This window comes from Actinomyces sp. Marseille-QA0893 (assembly GCF_976954355.1).
On record NZ_CDRJSY010000001.1, the window covers coordinates 304,829 to 317,218 of the forward strand.

Annotated in this window: 15 protein-coding genes; 1 reads left to right on the plus strand and 14 read right to left on the minus strand. The window is 55.3% G+C overall.

The annotated features are described in order from the left end of the window. Window positions 1-28: 28 nt before the first annotated feature. From ACWNMW_RS01415 to ACWNMW_RS01455, 9 genes are all read right to left on the minus strand, one after another. Window positions 29-553, minus strand: coding sequence for a hypothetical protein (locus ACWNMW_RS01415; RefSeq protein WP_449489793.1), 525 nt, complete (start codon window positions 551-553; stop codon window positions 29-31). Further along, the gene (locus ACWNMW_RS01420) at window positions 550-987 is read right to left on the minus strand and encodes a hypothetical protein (RefSeq protein ID WP_449489794.1); all 438 of its coding nucleotides are present in this window, start codon (window positions 985-987) and stop codon (window positions 550-552) included. The genes ACWNMW_RS01415 and ACWNMW_RS01420 overlap by 4 nt, the downstream gene beginning before the upstream one ends. Before the next feature lie 49 nt (window positions 988-1,036). After that, window positions 1,037-1,585, minus strand: a complete 549-nt coding sequence (locus tag ACWNMW_RS01425; protein WP_449489795.1) for a hypothetical protein — start codon at window positions 1,583-1,585, stop codon at window positions 1,037-1,039. A 13-nt stretch (window positions 1,586-1,598) separates the two neighbouring features. Beyond that, on the minus strand, window positions 1,599-2,123 hold the full coding sequence (locus ACWNMW_RS01430) for a hypothetical protein (protein WP_449489796.1): 525 nt from the start codon (window positions 2,121-2,123) through the stop codon (window positions 1,599-1,601). Further along, the gene (locus ACWNMW_RS01435; protein WP_449489797.1) at window positions 2,110-3,633 is read right to left on the minus strand and encodes a glycohydrolase toxin TNT-related protein; all 1,524 of its coding nucleotides are present in this window, start codon (window positions 3,631-3,633) and stop codon (window positions 2,110-2,112) included. The genes ACWNMW_RS01430 and ACWNMW_RS01435 overlap by 14 nt, the downstream gene beginning before the upstream one ends. Then, window positions 3,633-3,962, minus strand: coding sequence for a hypothetical protein (locus ACWNMW_RS01440; protein ID WP_314212773.1), 330 nt, complete (start codon window positions 3,960-3,962; stop codon window positions 3,633-3,635). Before ACWNMW_RS01440 ends, ACWNMW_RS01435 begins: the two co-directional genes overlap by 1 nt. 20 nt (window positions 3,963-3,982) lie before the next feature. Further along, entirely contained in the window at window positions 3,983-4,477 is a 495-nt protein-coding gene (locus tag ACWNMW_RS01445) for a hypothetical protein (protein WP_449489798.1), read from the minus strand. A gap of 79 nt (window positions 4,478-4,556) precedes the next feature. After that, window positions 4,557-5,324, minus strand: coding sequence for a fumarylacetoacetate hydrolase family protein (locus ACWNMW_RS01450; protein ID WP_299062361.1), 768 nt, complete (start codon window positions 5,322-5,324; stop codon window positions 4,557-4,559). A gap of 27 nt (window positions 5,325-5,351) precedes the next feature. Next, window positions 5,352-6,830, minus strand: a complete 1,479-nt coding sequence (locus tag ACWNMW_RS01455) for an alanine/glycine:cation symporter family protein (RefSeq protein WP_448751004.1) — start codon at window positions 6,828-6,830, stop codon at window positions 5,352-5,354. Window positions 6,831-6,990: 160 nt separating this feature from the next. Between ACWNMW_RS01455 and ACWNMW_RS01460 the strand changes: the two genes are divergently transcribed. Then, window positions 6,991-9,753, plus strand: coding sequence for a DEAD/DEAH box helicase (locus tag ACWNMW_RS01460; protein ID WP_449489799.1), 2,763 nt, complete (start codon window positions 6,991-6,993; stop codon window positions 9,751-9,753). Here ACWNMW_RS01460 and ACWNMW_RS01465 read toward each other — a convergent pair. The 5 genes from ACWNMW_RS01465 to ACWNMW_RS01485 all read right to left on the minus strand — a co-directional run bounded on the left by ACWNMW_RS01465 (window position 9,734) and on the right by ACWNMW_RS01485 (window position 12,242). Continuing rightward, window positions 9,734-10,357, minus strand: a complete 624-nt coding sequence (locus ACWNMW_RS01465) for a TetR/AcrR family transcriptional regulator (RefSeq protein WP_034502617.1) — start codon at window positions 10,355-10,357, stop codon at window positions 9,734-9,736. The genes ACWNMW_RS01460 and ACWNMW_RS01465 overlap by 20 nt on opposite strands. A 34-nt stretch (window positions 10,358-10,391) precedes the next feature. Continuing rightward, window positions 10,392-10,958 carry an NAD(P)H-dependent oxidoreductase gene (locus ACWNMW_RS01470; RefSeq protein WP_314212767.1) on the minus strand — a complete coding sequence of 189 codons (567 nt, stop codon included), beginning with the start codon at window positions 10,956-10,958 and terminating at the stop codon, window positions 10,392-10,394. 185 nt (window positions 10,959-11,143) lie between these two features. Beyond that, entirely contained in the window at window positions 11,144-11,587 is a 444-nt protein-coding gene (locus ACWNMW_RS01475) for a bleomycin resistance protein (protein WP_449489800.1), read from the minus strand. 90 nt (window positions 11,588-11,677) lie between these two features. After that, window positions 11,678-12,076 carry a type II toxin-antitoxin system YafQ family toxin gene (locus ACWNMW_RS01480; protein WP_449489801.1) on the minus strand — a complete coding sequence of 133 codons (399 nt, stop codon included), beginning with the start codon at window positions 12,074-12,076 and terminating at the stop codon, window positions 11,678-11,680. Then, the gene (locus ACWNMW_RS01485; RefSeq protein WP_449489802.1) at window positions 11,964-12,242 is read right to left on the minus strand and encodes a type II toxin-antitoxin system RelB/DinJ family antitoxin; all 279 of its coding nucleotides are present in this window, start codon (window positions 12,240-12,242) and stop codon (window positions 11,964-11,966) included. The genes ACWNMW_RS01480 and ACWNMW_RS01485 overlap by 113 nt, the downstream gene beginning before the upstream one ends. Window positions 12,243-12,390: the final 148 nt, after the last annotated feature.

Consider the following 12,390-nt stretch of genomic DNA (forward strand, 5'->3'; position numbering starts at 1 on the left):
GGCTGCCTCGGCCTCGAAAATCAAGCAACTAACTGCGACGAACCCAATTCCGCAGAATCCCACCATCTTCAGACATATAAGCATCCAGCAACGATTGGGAATCAACAGACGCAATATGCGCAAACGCAGTGAGTTCTCGGTGGGTGGGGAACATTGTACGGACGGTCAAAGGCAGGACTTTTCCATCCAGCTCTAGCCCTCCAACCCACGGAAAGAACTGCGAATACACATAAGGATGAGCAACGGGATCAGAATCAACCTGCGGAATGATGATCGGATCCCAACCTAGATAACTACGTGCGAACTCGCCCACGTGGATAATCGCGCCCTTCGCCGTCCAATCCTCGAAGGGCGAAGCAACGAAAGTCGAGCGATCCTCCCAACGCTCACTGGGACCATACTTGTACAGCAAAGTGCCCTGATCATCGTGCTCGGTCCACAAATTATGCCAGTAAATACCGCTATCCCACGTCAGTGCAATACCAGTGCCGCGATTCATCCAGAAAGCACCGGAGGACTTAGCGAATTCGATCAGTTGACTGGTAACACTCATGACACAGCCCGTCCCTTCAAGATTCCCAGTTCAACACACTCCACGACCGTGAGAAGCTCGCCACCGTAGATGAAACGCACTTCCCGCGCACCGCCTTCCATACCGAAGTTCGGCGCAGTCAGGCCGGTCACGATCAACGCATATACGGGAAGCTTCGCAATCGTGTACGCGTAGTAGGGCGAGTGGACATCGGTGATTGCCAGGCAGCGCTGTTCGAAGGAATAGGGCTTGCCATTGGGATCAACCTGCCACACGCGCGAAAGATAGGGGTAGCCGATCATGTCGACCATATCGCCAAACTTAGAGGTGTAGGCCTCCAGGCTGGTGAACTGCTCAATGCTGGAACGCACCAGTGAAGAACTGACCTCTTCACTGTCCATCAGCCAACGCCAAGGACCCTGCGGCTCCTTAGGCTCTGGTGTCGTTGAATCCATGTATTTCACCTTTCCGCGAGCTATTCCCCATCATATGCCACGAAACTTGTCATCCTGCGGGCTTCGAAAGCCACTGCGTTAAAAGCGGCGCAGCGTCTGGACGCAAGTAGCACTCCAACACCTCAAGCGGCGAATACTCAACCACGTGAGAGAGCCCCGCGAGCAGGCGAAAATCGCTCGTTGTGCACGGATAGAAGCTCCCATCCTCCGAGCAAATCCCGAGGTAATCATGTCGAAGCGAAGAATCGGTGTGAGTCATTGCCCACCCCGAACGGATTGAAGCAGTGTCTCCCAGTGTCAATTTGGGAAAACCGTATCGACGGCGCAGAGGATTTCCATAGTATTGAAGTACGCAGTGGTCGAAAACGTCCCGATTAGTCGTCTGGAACAGAGCAGCACCTCTGGAGGCACGCTCGCAGTAGTAGAAGGAATAGACACCCTCTTGGTAATCGGACTCTTCGTGGGGAGCGGCAAAAACTCCGGCGTTGAAGACAATCCCAGCGTCAGCGGTAAAGCTCCCGTTCACTTTCATTCCCCAAGCGTCGTCAAGCGCCGAGGCTAAGCGATCGAGAAAGCTGCCACCGAGCTCTGCCTTCATTATCGAGGCTCACTTATCTCTTCTGGAGCCATTCGCTGAGCAGCGGTGCAGCGTCTGGACGCAAGTAGCACTCCAACACGTCGAGCGGCGAATACTCAACAACGTGAGAGAGACCCGCGAGCAGCCAACGGTTTGCCCACGCGCAGGGATAGAAGACACCGCGATCTGAACGAATCCCCGTGAACCCCGGATTATCTGCCGATGCCGATCGAACCATGGTCCATCCAGAACGGATCGGAGCGGTGTTGTACAACGCTAGCTTTTCGAAGCCCTGCGCAACTCGAAGTGCATTGCCCACGCGCAGAGTCAGACAGTGTTCGATCACTCTGACATCGTCAGATTGAAACTCGGGACCAATACGTGAACCGCGCTCGTGCGTGTAAAAGGAGTACGTATTGTCGTCGAAATACACGCCGAATGGTTCTGCTGCAACAGAAGACGGGTAGACCACCAGGGAATAGCCTGGTTCTAGACTTCCCCTAACTTGATCCCCCCAGGCGGCACTCACCGCTTGGGCGAAACGCTCAACGAAGTCCAACAGGAACCTCCACACCCTGCAAAATACCCAAATCGAGAAGGTCCGCAACGCTCTTGGAGTTACCTTTCGCGTCGAGGATACGAAGCTGACGCGCACCGCCTGCCTCGCTTTGCCACGGCGCCGCAGTACCGTGCTCGATCTGCCATCCTTCGGGCATGTTGGAAGGGTTGATTTGGTACTGGTAATAGGGCTCATGGACGGATCCGGGCGCCAAAGCACGTTCCTCAAAGGTTGAGACATGGCCGTTTTCGACAGCCCCCAAATAACCGCCGCGAGGGTTACCAATGCGGTCCACAATGAGGCCGTGTTCAGCTGCATATTCTTCAGCAGTTGAATACTCTCGCACCCCGTCCTTATAGCCATCGTGATCGGGCCACTTAGTAGCTTCTGTCGCTACTCCATCCTCATCAACGTAGAAAATGCGATTGTCCCGATTCCATCCCTCATAATTGCGCGGAGTGCCATCGGGTGCATAACCACAGACATCATCGGGTTTCCTGACAAAATCAGCACCGGAGAGGCCCTCAATGCGTCCCTCCTGCATAACTGCGTCAGGAAGGCCGGGATCGCGGGTATCCTTCGGAGCGTCCCTCAGCAAATCCTCACGTGTACGCACCGAGGAAGGGTCAACCTCGACGGGCGAGCTGTAGTGTTCTCGAGGCGTCTCAGGAGTATGAGGCACGTGGGGTTCACCGGACTTCAGGCCAGCAATCCCTTCTTTGATCTTCGACATGATCGAGGACACTGCTTCACGCCCGTGAGTGAACAAGTCTTTAAGCTTGCCCGCTGTAGCAATCAAATCCTTGACCGACTTCGCCAGTTTCGTCGCCCAGTTCTTCACGTGCATGACGATTTCGGGAATAAGCTTCGCCAAGGCAAGTCCGGCACTCAGGAATGCCTGCACAACCGCGCTGATGAAGGTTCCAACAATCTGCGCAATCGCGTCTCGCACCATCGAGTACACGATTTCAACGACAGATGAGAGAACTTTCATTCCCTCAGCGAGGGCGTGCGCACCCTTTGACGCACCCGCGATCAAAACGCCGATTCCACCAGCTCGTTTTGCGAAGGATTCGGCTGCCTGGCCTCGTGAATACTGCGTGAAAGAGGTGACGTTTGTCTTCAGGCGCGTCGCATTTTCTTCCAGGGCACAGGCCACGCTGCGCCACGAGTTTGCCTTTTGAAGGACATCGTCTTTATTTCCGGCGAGCTTTTGAAGCCATCCGCGAAGGGGCTGGCAGTGATCCATGATGATCGCTGCTCCCCACGACAACGCGGTTCCCAGAGGATCGATGAAGGCAGACGCAGTGTCAGCAATCAACGATGCAGTACTCAAACCACCCTGGACCCAGTTTCCCGAGCTAACAGCGGAAGAAATCCCTGCGATATCTTCAAGCGCGCCGCCTCCGGTGTACCAGGGATCTTCTCCCCCCTGTGCCGAGGCCGACGCCCCAGCTTGCCCGCCTGCGGGCTTTGTTGCGGTGGACCCTGGAGTGTGAGGAGCAGCCATCAGCGAGCACCTCCATTAGCCATCTCTCCGGTAGTTTGAACAGCGGAGATGTTGCCAGATTCCGTCTCTTGGAAGTTCGCATTGACCTTCTTCAATGCGGATGAGAGATCAGAGCAACTTTCCCCGGCTAGAGAGATTGCAGTTCCCATGATGTCCAGGAAGAGTTCGGCGATTGGGGTCACCAAGGGGGAAATCATCAGGCCAAAAGCATTAGAGCCGACACGCCCACCGCGGGCTTTACTGGCCAAAGACTTCACTTCCCCCGCTTGAGATGCGATGCGTCCTGCAAGAAGTGCAGCGTCACCTGGCTGCCAGGCTACTTCATTCATCTTTTCTCCTTAAATGACCTTCACTTGTCTCCGCCGTGGCGAAGTGCTCCCGCATCTAGACGACCGAAATGATCGAATGCGGCATGAGCTCCAGTGTTTTCATCAGCGTGCTCTCGATGCGAACCATAGGTTTTTACGAGCACTTGAGCTTCAATAGAGGAATCTCCATAAGCATCGACAGCAGCATCTGCTACGCGAGCACCGACATCTTGACGAGCATGTTTAAACGCCTCAAGGAAGGCGTGGCCAAGAGCCGGATGGTCAGGAACCTGAACCTCAATGGGAGTGCCCGAGGAATCAACGACGACGCGGACCGCGTGATCTTTTGATTCACCTTCGCCGCGGATATCCCTCATGCGTTCAACGAATTCGAAGGCGCCTGCTGCAGCTTTATTAGACTCATCGACTTGTGCGTCGATTGCTGCTAGCAGTTCATCAACACCGCCAAAGGCACCCTCGTCTGTACTACTGCTGTGGTGTTTACCAAATCCACCTAAGCCTGACGTATCTGCCATGTTTTTACGCTACATCCGTCGTCCCCCGGGGCGCAAAATTCATGGAGAAAAAGGGTCACTATGCGATCTGTAATAAGGTTCACATCGCCAGATTTGTCAGCGTTCCAATGCCCTCGATCTCGACTTCAACGCGTTCACCGGAATTCAGGCGACCTCCGGCAGGAGTGCCCGTTAGGATCACGTCACCGGGCAGTAGAGTGAAAATTCCCGACACATAGGACACGATCTGAGCGATTGAATATCCCATTTGCGAGGTGCTTCCACTCCCCCGTTCTTCCCCGTTAATGCGCAGCGTGATCTGGGCATTATCAGGGTCGAAAGAAGAACCGACCGTGATCCATGGACCAAGCGGGCACGCGGTATCCCAGCTCTTAGCGCGACCAAGCGCGCCGCCGTCCTCGCGTGCAGCATCCGCCGCGGTCAGGTCGTTCGCACAGGTATAGCCCAGCACCACCGAAGGAGCATCCTCAACGCTCACATCCTTGGCCAAGGTTTTAATGACCACCGCAAGCTCGGCCTCGTAAAAGACTTCCTGTCCCCAAGAAGGAAAGACGATCGGGTCATCGGGGCCAATCACCGTAGTGTTCGGCTTCAAGAAAACGCTGGGACGCGCAGGGGGATTGCTCGGAGCTGCGCCCGGAGCAGGATAGTTCCCGCCTAGGCCAATAACCTTGGAACGAGGAATGACAGGCGAGAGAAGTCGTACTTCGTCCAGCTCAAAAATCTGGCCCGAGGGTTCGACAGGCGAAAAGAGCGGGTCACCCTTCAAGCCAACGATTCGAGTCGATTCATCCTCTAAAGCTCCGTAGTAAATCGAGCTTCCTTGAGAAAAACGAGCGATACGCATGACGACCTCCTTTGTGTCGCAAGTAGCCTATCGCGAAGTAGGCTCCCCATCCCACACATCGCCGGGAAGGTCGCCAGGAAGGAGCGGATTATCCTTCGCAACGAACACCGGATCAGCAATGCCACTCTTGCGCTGGGACTCATAATCGCGCAGCGCGCCCAAACCCCAAGGGGCAAGGACAATCAAAGCAACCAGGTTCGTCACCGTCATGATGGCCATTGCGATATCAACCGCGTTCCAGACCAGATCAAGGGTGGTCAGCGCACCGATGACGACCGAGGCCACGGAAATGATGCGTACCGCCCAGGTTGCAGCCTTGGACTTGACAACGAAAGACAGGTTGATCTCGGAGTAGACGTAAGCCGCAATGACGGAGGAGTAGGCAAGAACGAAGATCAGGATCGACATGGGCATGATGGTCCACTGTCCCAGTTGATCGGCAACCGCAAGGGTTGTCAGGTTCGCCGGATTTGCCTCGGGGTTGGACCAAACCTTCTCGCCGGCAATCAAGATGACGAAAGCAGTTGCAGTACACACGATGATCGTGTCAACGAAAACGCCCAGAGACTGGATGAGACCTTGGCGAACGGGGTGCGATACGGTCGCGGTTGCCGCAGCGTTGGGCGCGGTACCCTGACCGGCCTCGTTCGAGAAGAGGCCACGCTTCGTACCGTTGATGACCGCGGCGAGGATTCCACCACCCAAGCCCGCAAGGGTCGGTTGCGGAGCGAAAGCTGCGGCGAAGATCTGACCGATGACAGCGCCGAACTTGGGCAGGTTCATTACGCAAATCACCGCAACCATGATGACGTAGACGGTGGCCATGATCGGCGCCATCCACTCGGTCACGCGAGCGACGGTCTTAATTCCGCCGAAGATCACCATTGCGGAGAACACAAAGAGAAGCGCAGCGATGACCAGGTGTGCGCTGGACAGGCCTCCCAATCCCGCGATTGGTTCACGAGCCGAGGGGCTCAAAGCGGACAGAAGAGTCGAAGCAATGGCGTTGGATTGCACCGACGTAATAACGAATGCGCAGGTCACAACGGTGATGATGGCGAAAATGCTGGCCAGAATCTTGTTCTTCATCCCGAGGGCAATGTAGTACGCAGGACCGCCGCGGAAGGTTCCGTCAGCGGAGCGAACCTTAAAGACCTGGGCAAGCGTGGCCTCGAAGAAGGCGGTCGCCATGCCGACGATGGCAACGACCCACATCCAGAAGATTGCACCCGGGCCACCCACGAGAAGAGCAACGGCCACGCCGAAAACGTTACCGACACCCACGCGCGCAGCTAGCGAGATCGTGAAGGCTTGGAAGGAAGAAATTCCACCCTTTGCGCCGCCTCGGGAGCCGGAGATCGATCGGATCATCTCGGGGAATTGGCGAATTTGCATGAACCGCGAGCGCAAAGTCAAGTACAGACCGGTTCCGATGAGGACCCACACTGTGATGTGCAGGGTAATCCAGTCAGCAATGTTTTGGATGGACTGTGCGAGGTTCGCCATTCGTTTCTCCAATACGTACGAGGCCGTGGTGCGCGGGCGCGCAGGTGCGCGGTGGCCGATCGGGTGGTGTGTGCCCAGCAGTTTACAGGTCTTTACGCATTTTCTTTGAACGCGGCCGAAAACTGGACGCAAATGAGGGGACGTCTGGGAAGATAGAAGCATGAGCGCGCCACTGAATGAACTCCTCGATGATCTGGAAGATCGCGGTGTATTGACCGACGACGATGCCCTGTATGAGGCATTTTCATCCTGGGCATCATCAACGGGGCGTCCGCTCTACCGTCACCAAGATGAGTCTCTCATTGAAATTTTGTCGGGAAACCACGTCATTGCGGCAACGCCCACGGGCTCTGGCAAGTCAATGATTGCTTTGGCTGCACATTTTGTGTCGATGGCACATGGTGGGCGCTCGTATTACACCGCGCCTTTGAAAGCACTGGTCTCAGAGAAGTTCTTTGATTTAGTGGCGCTTTTTGGCGCCGAAAACGTCGGCATGGTGACGGGCGACGTGTCTTTGAATGCGGACGCTCCGATTATTTGCTGTACTGCGGAAATCCTGGCGAATCAGTCTTTGCGCGAGGGATCGACTTTAGACGCAGACATGATCGTCATGGATGAGTTCCATTTCTATGCTGATCCCCAACGAGGCTGGGCTTGGCAGGTTCCACTCCTTGAGCTCACGCGTCCTCAGTTCATTGCAATGAGCGCGACGCTTGGTGATACGACTGTTTTTCGCAAGCAATGGACGGATCGCACGGGACGGCCGACGGTGGAAATTACCGATGCGCAGCGTCCTGTTCCCTTGGAATACGACTATGTTGTTGACACCCTTCAGGACACGGTCGAGCGCCTTCTTTCAGAGGGACGTCACCCGATCTACATCGTTCATTTTTCCCAAAAAGATGCGGTTGATACGGCCGCTGCTCTGAGTGATCGCAAGCTCATTTCTCCTGAAATTCGTTCTCAGATTTCACGCGAGATTTCGACAGTGCCGTTTACGAAGGGCTTTGGGCAGACTCTGCGTGGCCTTCTTTCTCACGGGATTGGGGTTCACCACGCGGGAATGCTGCCGCGCTACAGACGCCTCGTTGAGCGCCTGACCCAGCAGGGTTTGCTCCCCGTCATCTGTGGAACTGACACCCTTGGAGTCGGTATCAATGTCCCCATTCGCACGGTTTTGCTCACTTCCTTGGTGAAGTTTGATGGAAGCAAGATGCGGCACCTGCGTTCGCGTGAATTCCACCAGATTGCAGGACGCGCGGGGCGCGCTGGTTTCGACACCGTTGGTTTTGTCCGAGTTCTGGCCCCCGAGCACGAAGTAGAGGCGGCCCGCGAGCGCGCCCGTTTAACGGCTGCTCAAGAGGCGGCTCGTGATGAACGCGAGGCGAAGAAGGCGAAGAAGAAGGCATCCAAGAAGCGCAGCGGTCCCAAGGAAGGCCAGATTACCTGGTCTCGTTCGACTTTTGAGCGCCTGCGCGATGCTGCCCCTGAAGCATTGCAGTCTCACTTCGAGATGACTCACTCCACTGTTCTCAACGTGTTGGGCGGAGCAGCAGATGCTGGGCGAGATCCTGCAGAGCATCTCGTCGATTTGGCATTGCACAACGATGACCCACCGCTCCCTGCGAACCCGCATATCCGTCATCTTGCAGATATTTATACTTCTCTTCTCCAAGCCGGGGTTGTCGAGCATCTCTCCAGTGCCCGGGCTCAGGAGTTGGGTGTCTCTAGGTTGCAATTGGTTGCGGATTTGCCGGATGATTTTGCGCTCAATCAGCCGCTTTCTCCCTTCGCTTTGGCTGCTTTTGAGCTGCTCGACCCGGATTCGCCGACTTTTGCCCTTGACGTGATTTCCATTGTCGAGGCCGTGCTTGAGGATCCCCGGCCCCTGCTGTATGCGCAAGAAAACCAGGCAAAGGCGGCGGCCGTTGCTTCCATGAAGGCTCAGGGGATGGAGTATGACGAGCGCATGGCTGCTCTAGAGGAGATCTCGTGCCCTAAGCCTTTGGAAGAACTCCTCTCCCCCGCTTTCAGCGTCTATGCGCGTTCAAACCCGTGGGTGGGAGATCTTGAACTCTCTCCCAAGTCGGTCATCCGCGAAATGATTGAAAACGCCATGACCTTTACCGAGCTCATTTCCCGTTACGACATGGGGCGCTCAGAGGGCGTCATTTTGCGCTATCTCAGTGATGCCTATCGAATGATGCGTCAAGTGATCCCAGAAGAAATCATGACCGAGGAACTTGAGTCCATGATTTCGTGGTTGGCTGATCTGATCCGAAGTGTTGATTCTTCTCTTCTGGATGAGTGGGAAGCAATGATGAACGGGGAGGAATTGACCGAGGCCGAAGGGGTTTCTTCTACCGTTGGAGCTGAGCGCGCATTTGGAGCCGATGAGTCCGGAGTTATTGCTTTCACGGCAAATCGTCATGCTTTCCGCAATGCCGTACGTCGGGCGCTCTTTAATTTTGTTGAGTTGATGAGTCGTGATGATGTCGATGGGCTTGAGCGAGCAAGCGCGCAGGCCGCGGATGCCGATGGACTCTTTGCTGAGGTTGCGCCGTGGACCGGCGATGACTGGGATCATGCCCTAGAACGCTACTGGGCTGAACACGATTGGATCGACATCAATCAGGGCGCGCGTTCCCAAGCGCTTTGTGCCTTGGAAGAACAGATCAGCGGCGAAGACATCTTGGCCTTGATGTCCTTCTCCGCCAGGGATAACGCCAATCAGCGCAGTCGCATTGAGGCCCTTGCGCGGGCTGTCGATGAGGCTCCCGCCGGTTCGGTCTGGTTGGCGACTCAGACCATCACGGATCCTGAAGGCAATATGGACTGGCGTATTGCCGCCCTCGTGGACTTGGCTGCCTCTGACAAGGAAAAGCGGGCGGTTCTGACAGTGCTCACGGTCGACGCGCGGTAGGGGTTCCCTCACCCGGCAAGGTGTCGCCCTCGTGAAGTAAATAAATACTTTCCACGCGACCATCCCCAAGGAATTCGAGGATCTCATCCGATAGTTCTTTCTCGCCTTCCCATAGACGAAGAGAAAGCACCAGGTTGATCAGCAAACCGTGAGAAAGAAAGAGCCGGGCCTGGGCTGAATCCATTCCGCCTTCATCCCGAAGCAGACGGTACACGCGAGCAAAACTCTCGCGGGCGAGCTGGCCAAAACGCGGGTCGGATCCCATCATGAAGAGACGTACGATCATCATGAATGTGTCGCGGTCCCTCACGATCTCCGCGTACATATCCCCTAGCGCTTGTCGGCGTTCAAATTCGCTTGCATCCGGCGACACCGGGGCTTCGACGAAGCGTTGGCACAGCTGTTCAACCACATGTGTAGCAGCCTCTTCAAAGAGCGTCTCCTTAGATCTGAAGAAACGCACGACGTATGCCTGACTGACACTTGCCTCACGCGCGATCGAGTCGGTCGTGGCCGCAGCGTAGCCGACCCGAGCGAACACGCGCACTGCAGCTTCTAGCATGAGCGCCTTGCGCTCATTCGCAGGCATACGCGTCGCAACCATGTCTCATCCTCTCAGTGCCACTGTTACATACAGTCTATCCGCGAGCGTAAGCACGAACCTTTTCGACGAATGCAGCGCGGTATGAGGGAGTATCCACGTCCTGCTCGATCCGGCCGAGCATTAGAGTTTTAGTGAGTCGAATCCCAGCGAATCCCAGAATCATCTGCTTCCACCGCGAAATCGGACCTCCGAAGAGGCGGTAAATGAACGATGGCGCACGTGACGTGACGATTAGCGCTGCGGTCTTACCTTCCAGCAGTCCCTGGCTCTTAGCACCGATGTAACGGTACGCAAATCCGGGAGTGAGAGTGCGATCAAGAAAACCTTTAAGAATTGCGGGCTCAGCTGACCACCAGATCGGGAAACTGAACACGAGATGATCCGCCCAAGCGATGTCCTCTTGGTATCGCATAGGTGCGCTTTCGTCCTCCATATGTTGGCGGTATCCATAGCGCAGAACAGGATCGAAGTCTTCTCTCGCAAGGTCGATTATCCGCACATTGTGCCCAGCAACGCGCGCCTCATCGGCGTATGCGGAAGCAAGTTGATGAGAGTAACTTTCAGCGTCTGGACTGCCCTGAATAACGAGAATCTTCATCATTTTCCTCTTGTTGTAATCGGTTGATTACTACCTTAGTGGTGGGTCTGTTCCGATGCAACATTAGGGGGTATAGACGGATTAAACGAGTATCTATGACGATACGCTCAGTGAGCACACAACAGCATTCTGCCTAGGATCTGGCAGGATCACGAGCGGGGATAAGTCTTAATCGACAGCCTTGACTACTACAAAGATCGCGACGCGTTCTCCCCCACAGGACGCTCGCCAATCTCCTGCTGAAGACGCAAGAGATAGCCGTCAGGATCCTGAACCAAGAACTGACGGACACCGATCTCAATATCACCTGCTCGATACCACTTCTCTTCAGGCTCAACAAAGATTGGCCACCCTGCGCTCATGATGCGCTGCAACGCAGGATCTAGGTTCTCGACTTGTACCTCGAAGTTAATCCCGCGACCAAGTGGTGGCTCAAGCGCGCCGGTCGCCCACGTCCTCCCCTGGTTGATCTGGTCGAGCATCAGGTGCGCATTACCTAAGACGAGGTATCCAAACCCCTCTTCGGGCCTCTCATAGCGGAGGGAAAAACCGACCAGATCGCACCAGAAATGCCGGGAGGCCTCGTAATCGGTGACGGAAAGTTCAGGAACAAGCCCGGGTTCACAGGTCATTTCTGCAGTCTATCAGGCAGCTCGGATACAGAAGTTGAACTCGGTCACGGCTGTCGGGCAATTTCAATTCCAGCGGTTTGCAGGGTGCCACTAAAACAGGTCGGAGTGGGAACCTGTACGAATTGCTGTCACCACGCAAAGCTCAGGTTCATCTAGGTAGATCAGTAACCAATCCGGTTGAATATGGCACTCGCGAAACCCCGCATAATCGCCGCTCAGAAGGTGGTCACGATGTCTCGGAGACAAGTCTGCACCTTCAAGGATCGCGTCGATGACCGCTTCAAGTTCCCCGATAGGAAGCCCCCGTTTACGCGCCCGCTTCAAATCCTTCTTGAACTGACTTGTCATCACAAGGGACCGTCGCCCTTGTTGAGAGTCACTCATCATCGACATCAGCGAACGCCTGCGATGCCGACATATAGCGACTAGCAGCGACACGTCCGGCAGCAATTTCACGAGCTTCACGCATAGCAGCTTCAGTTTCAGCATTGAAACGAGGGGGGCGCAGTTCGAAGGGCAAACCACCTTCCATGATCGATTTGTGCAGAAACACGTTTACTGCGTCGGTGAGGTTCATCCCAAACTGGGCATACACCCGTTCAGCCTCTTCTTTCACGCTTGGGTCCACACGCATGTTGAGTGTTGCAGTCTTCATGACTCAGCCCCTTCGACAAACAGATGTACAACAGAAATCTTACAATGCCAACACAATGTACGTCATGTGACATATATCTTCCCTTATTCAAGGGTAAGCGTGTCATACACTTTTCCGAGTTCGATCGCATCAGTCAGAGAGCGCAATG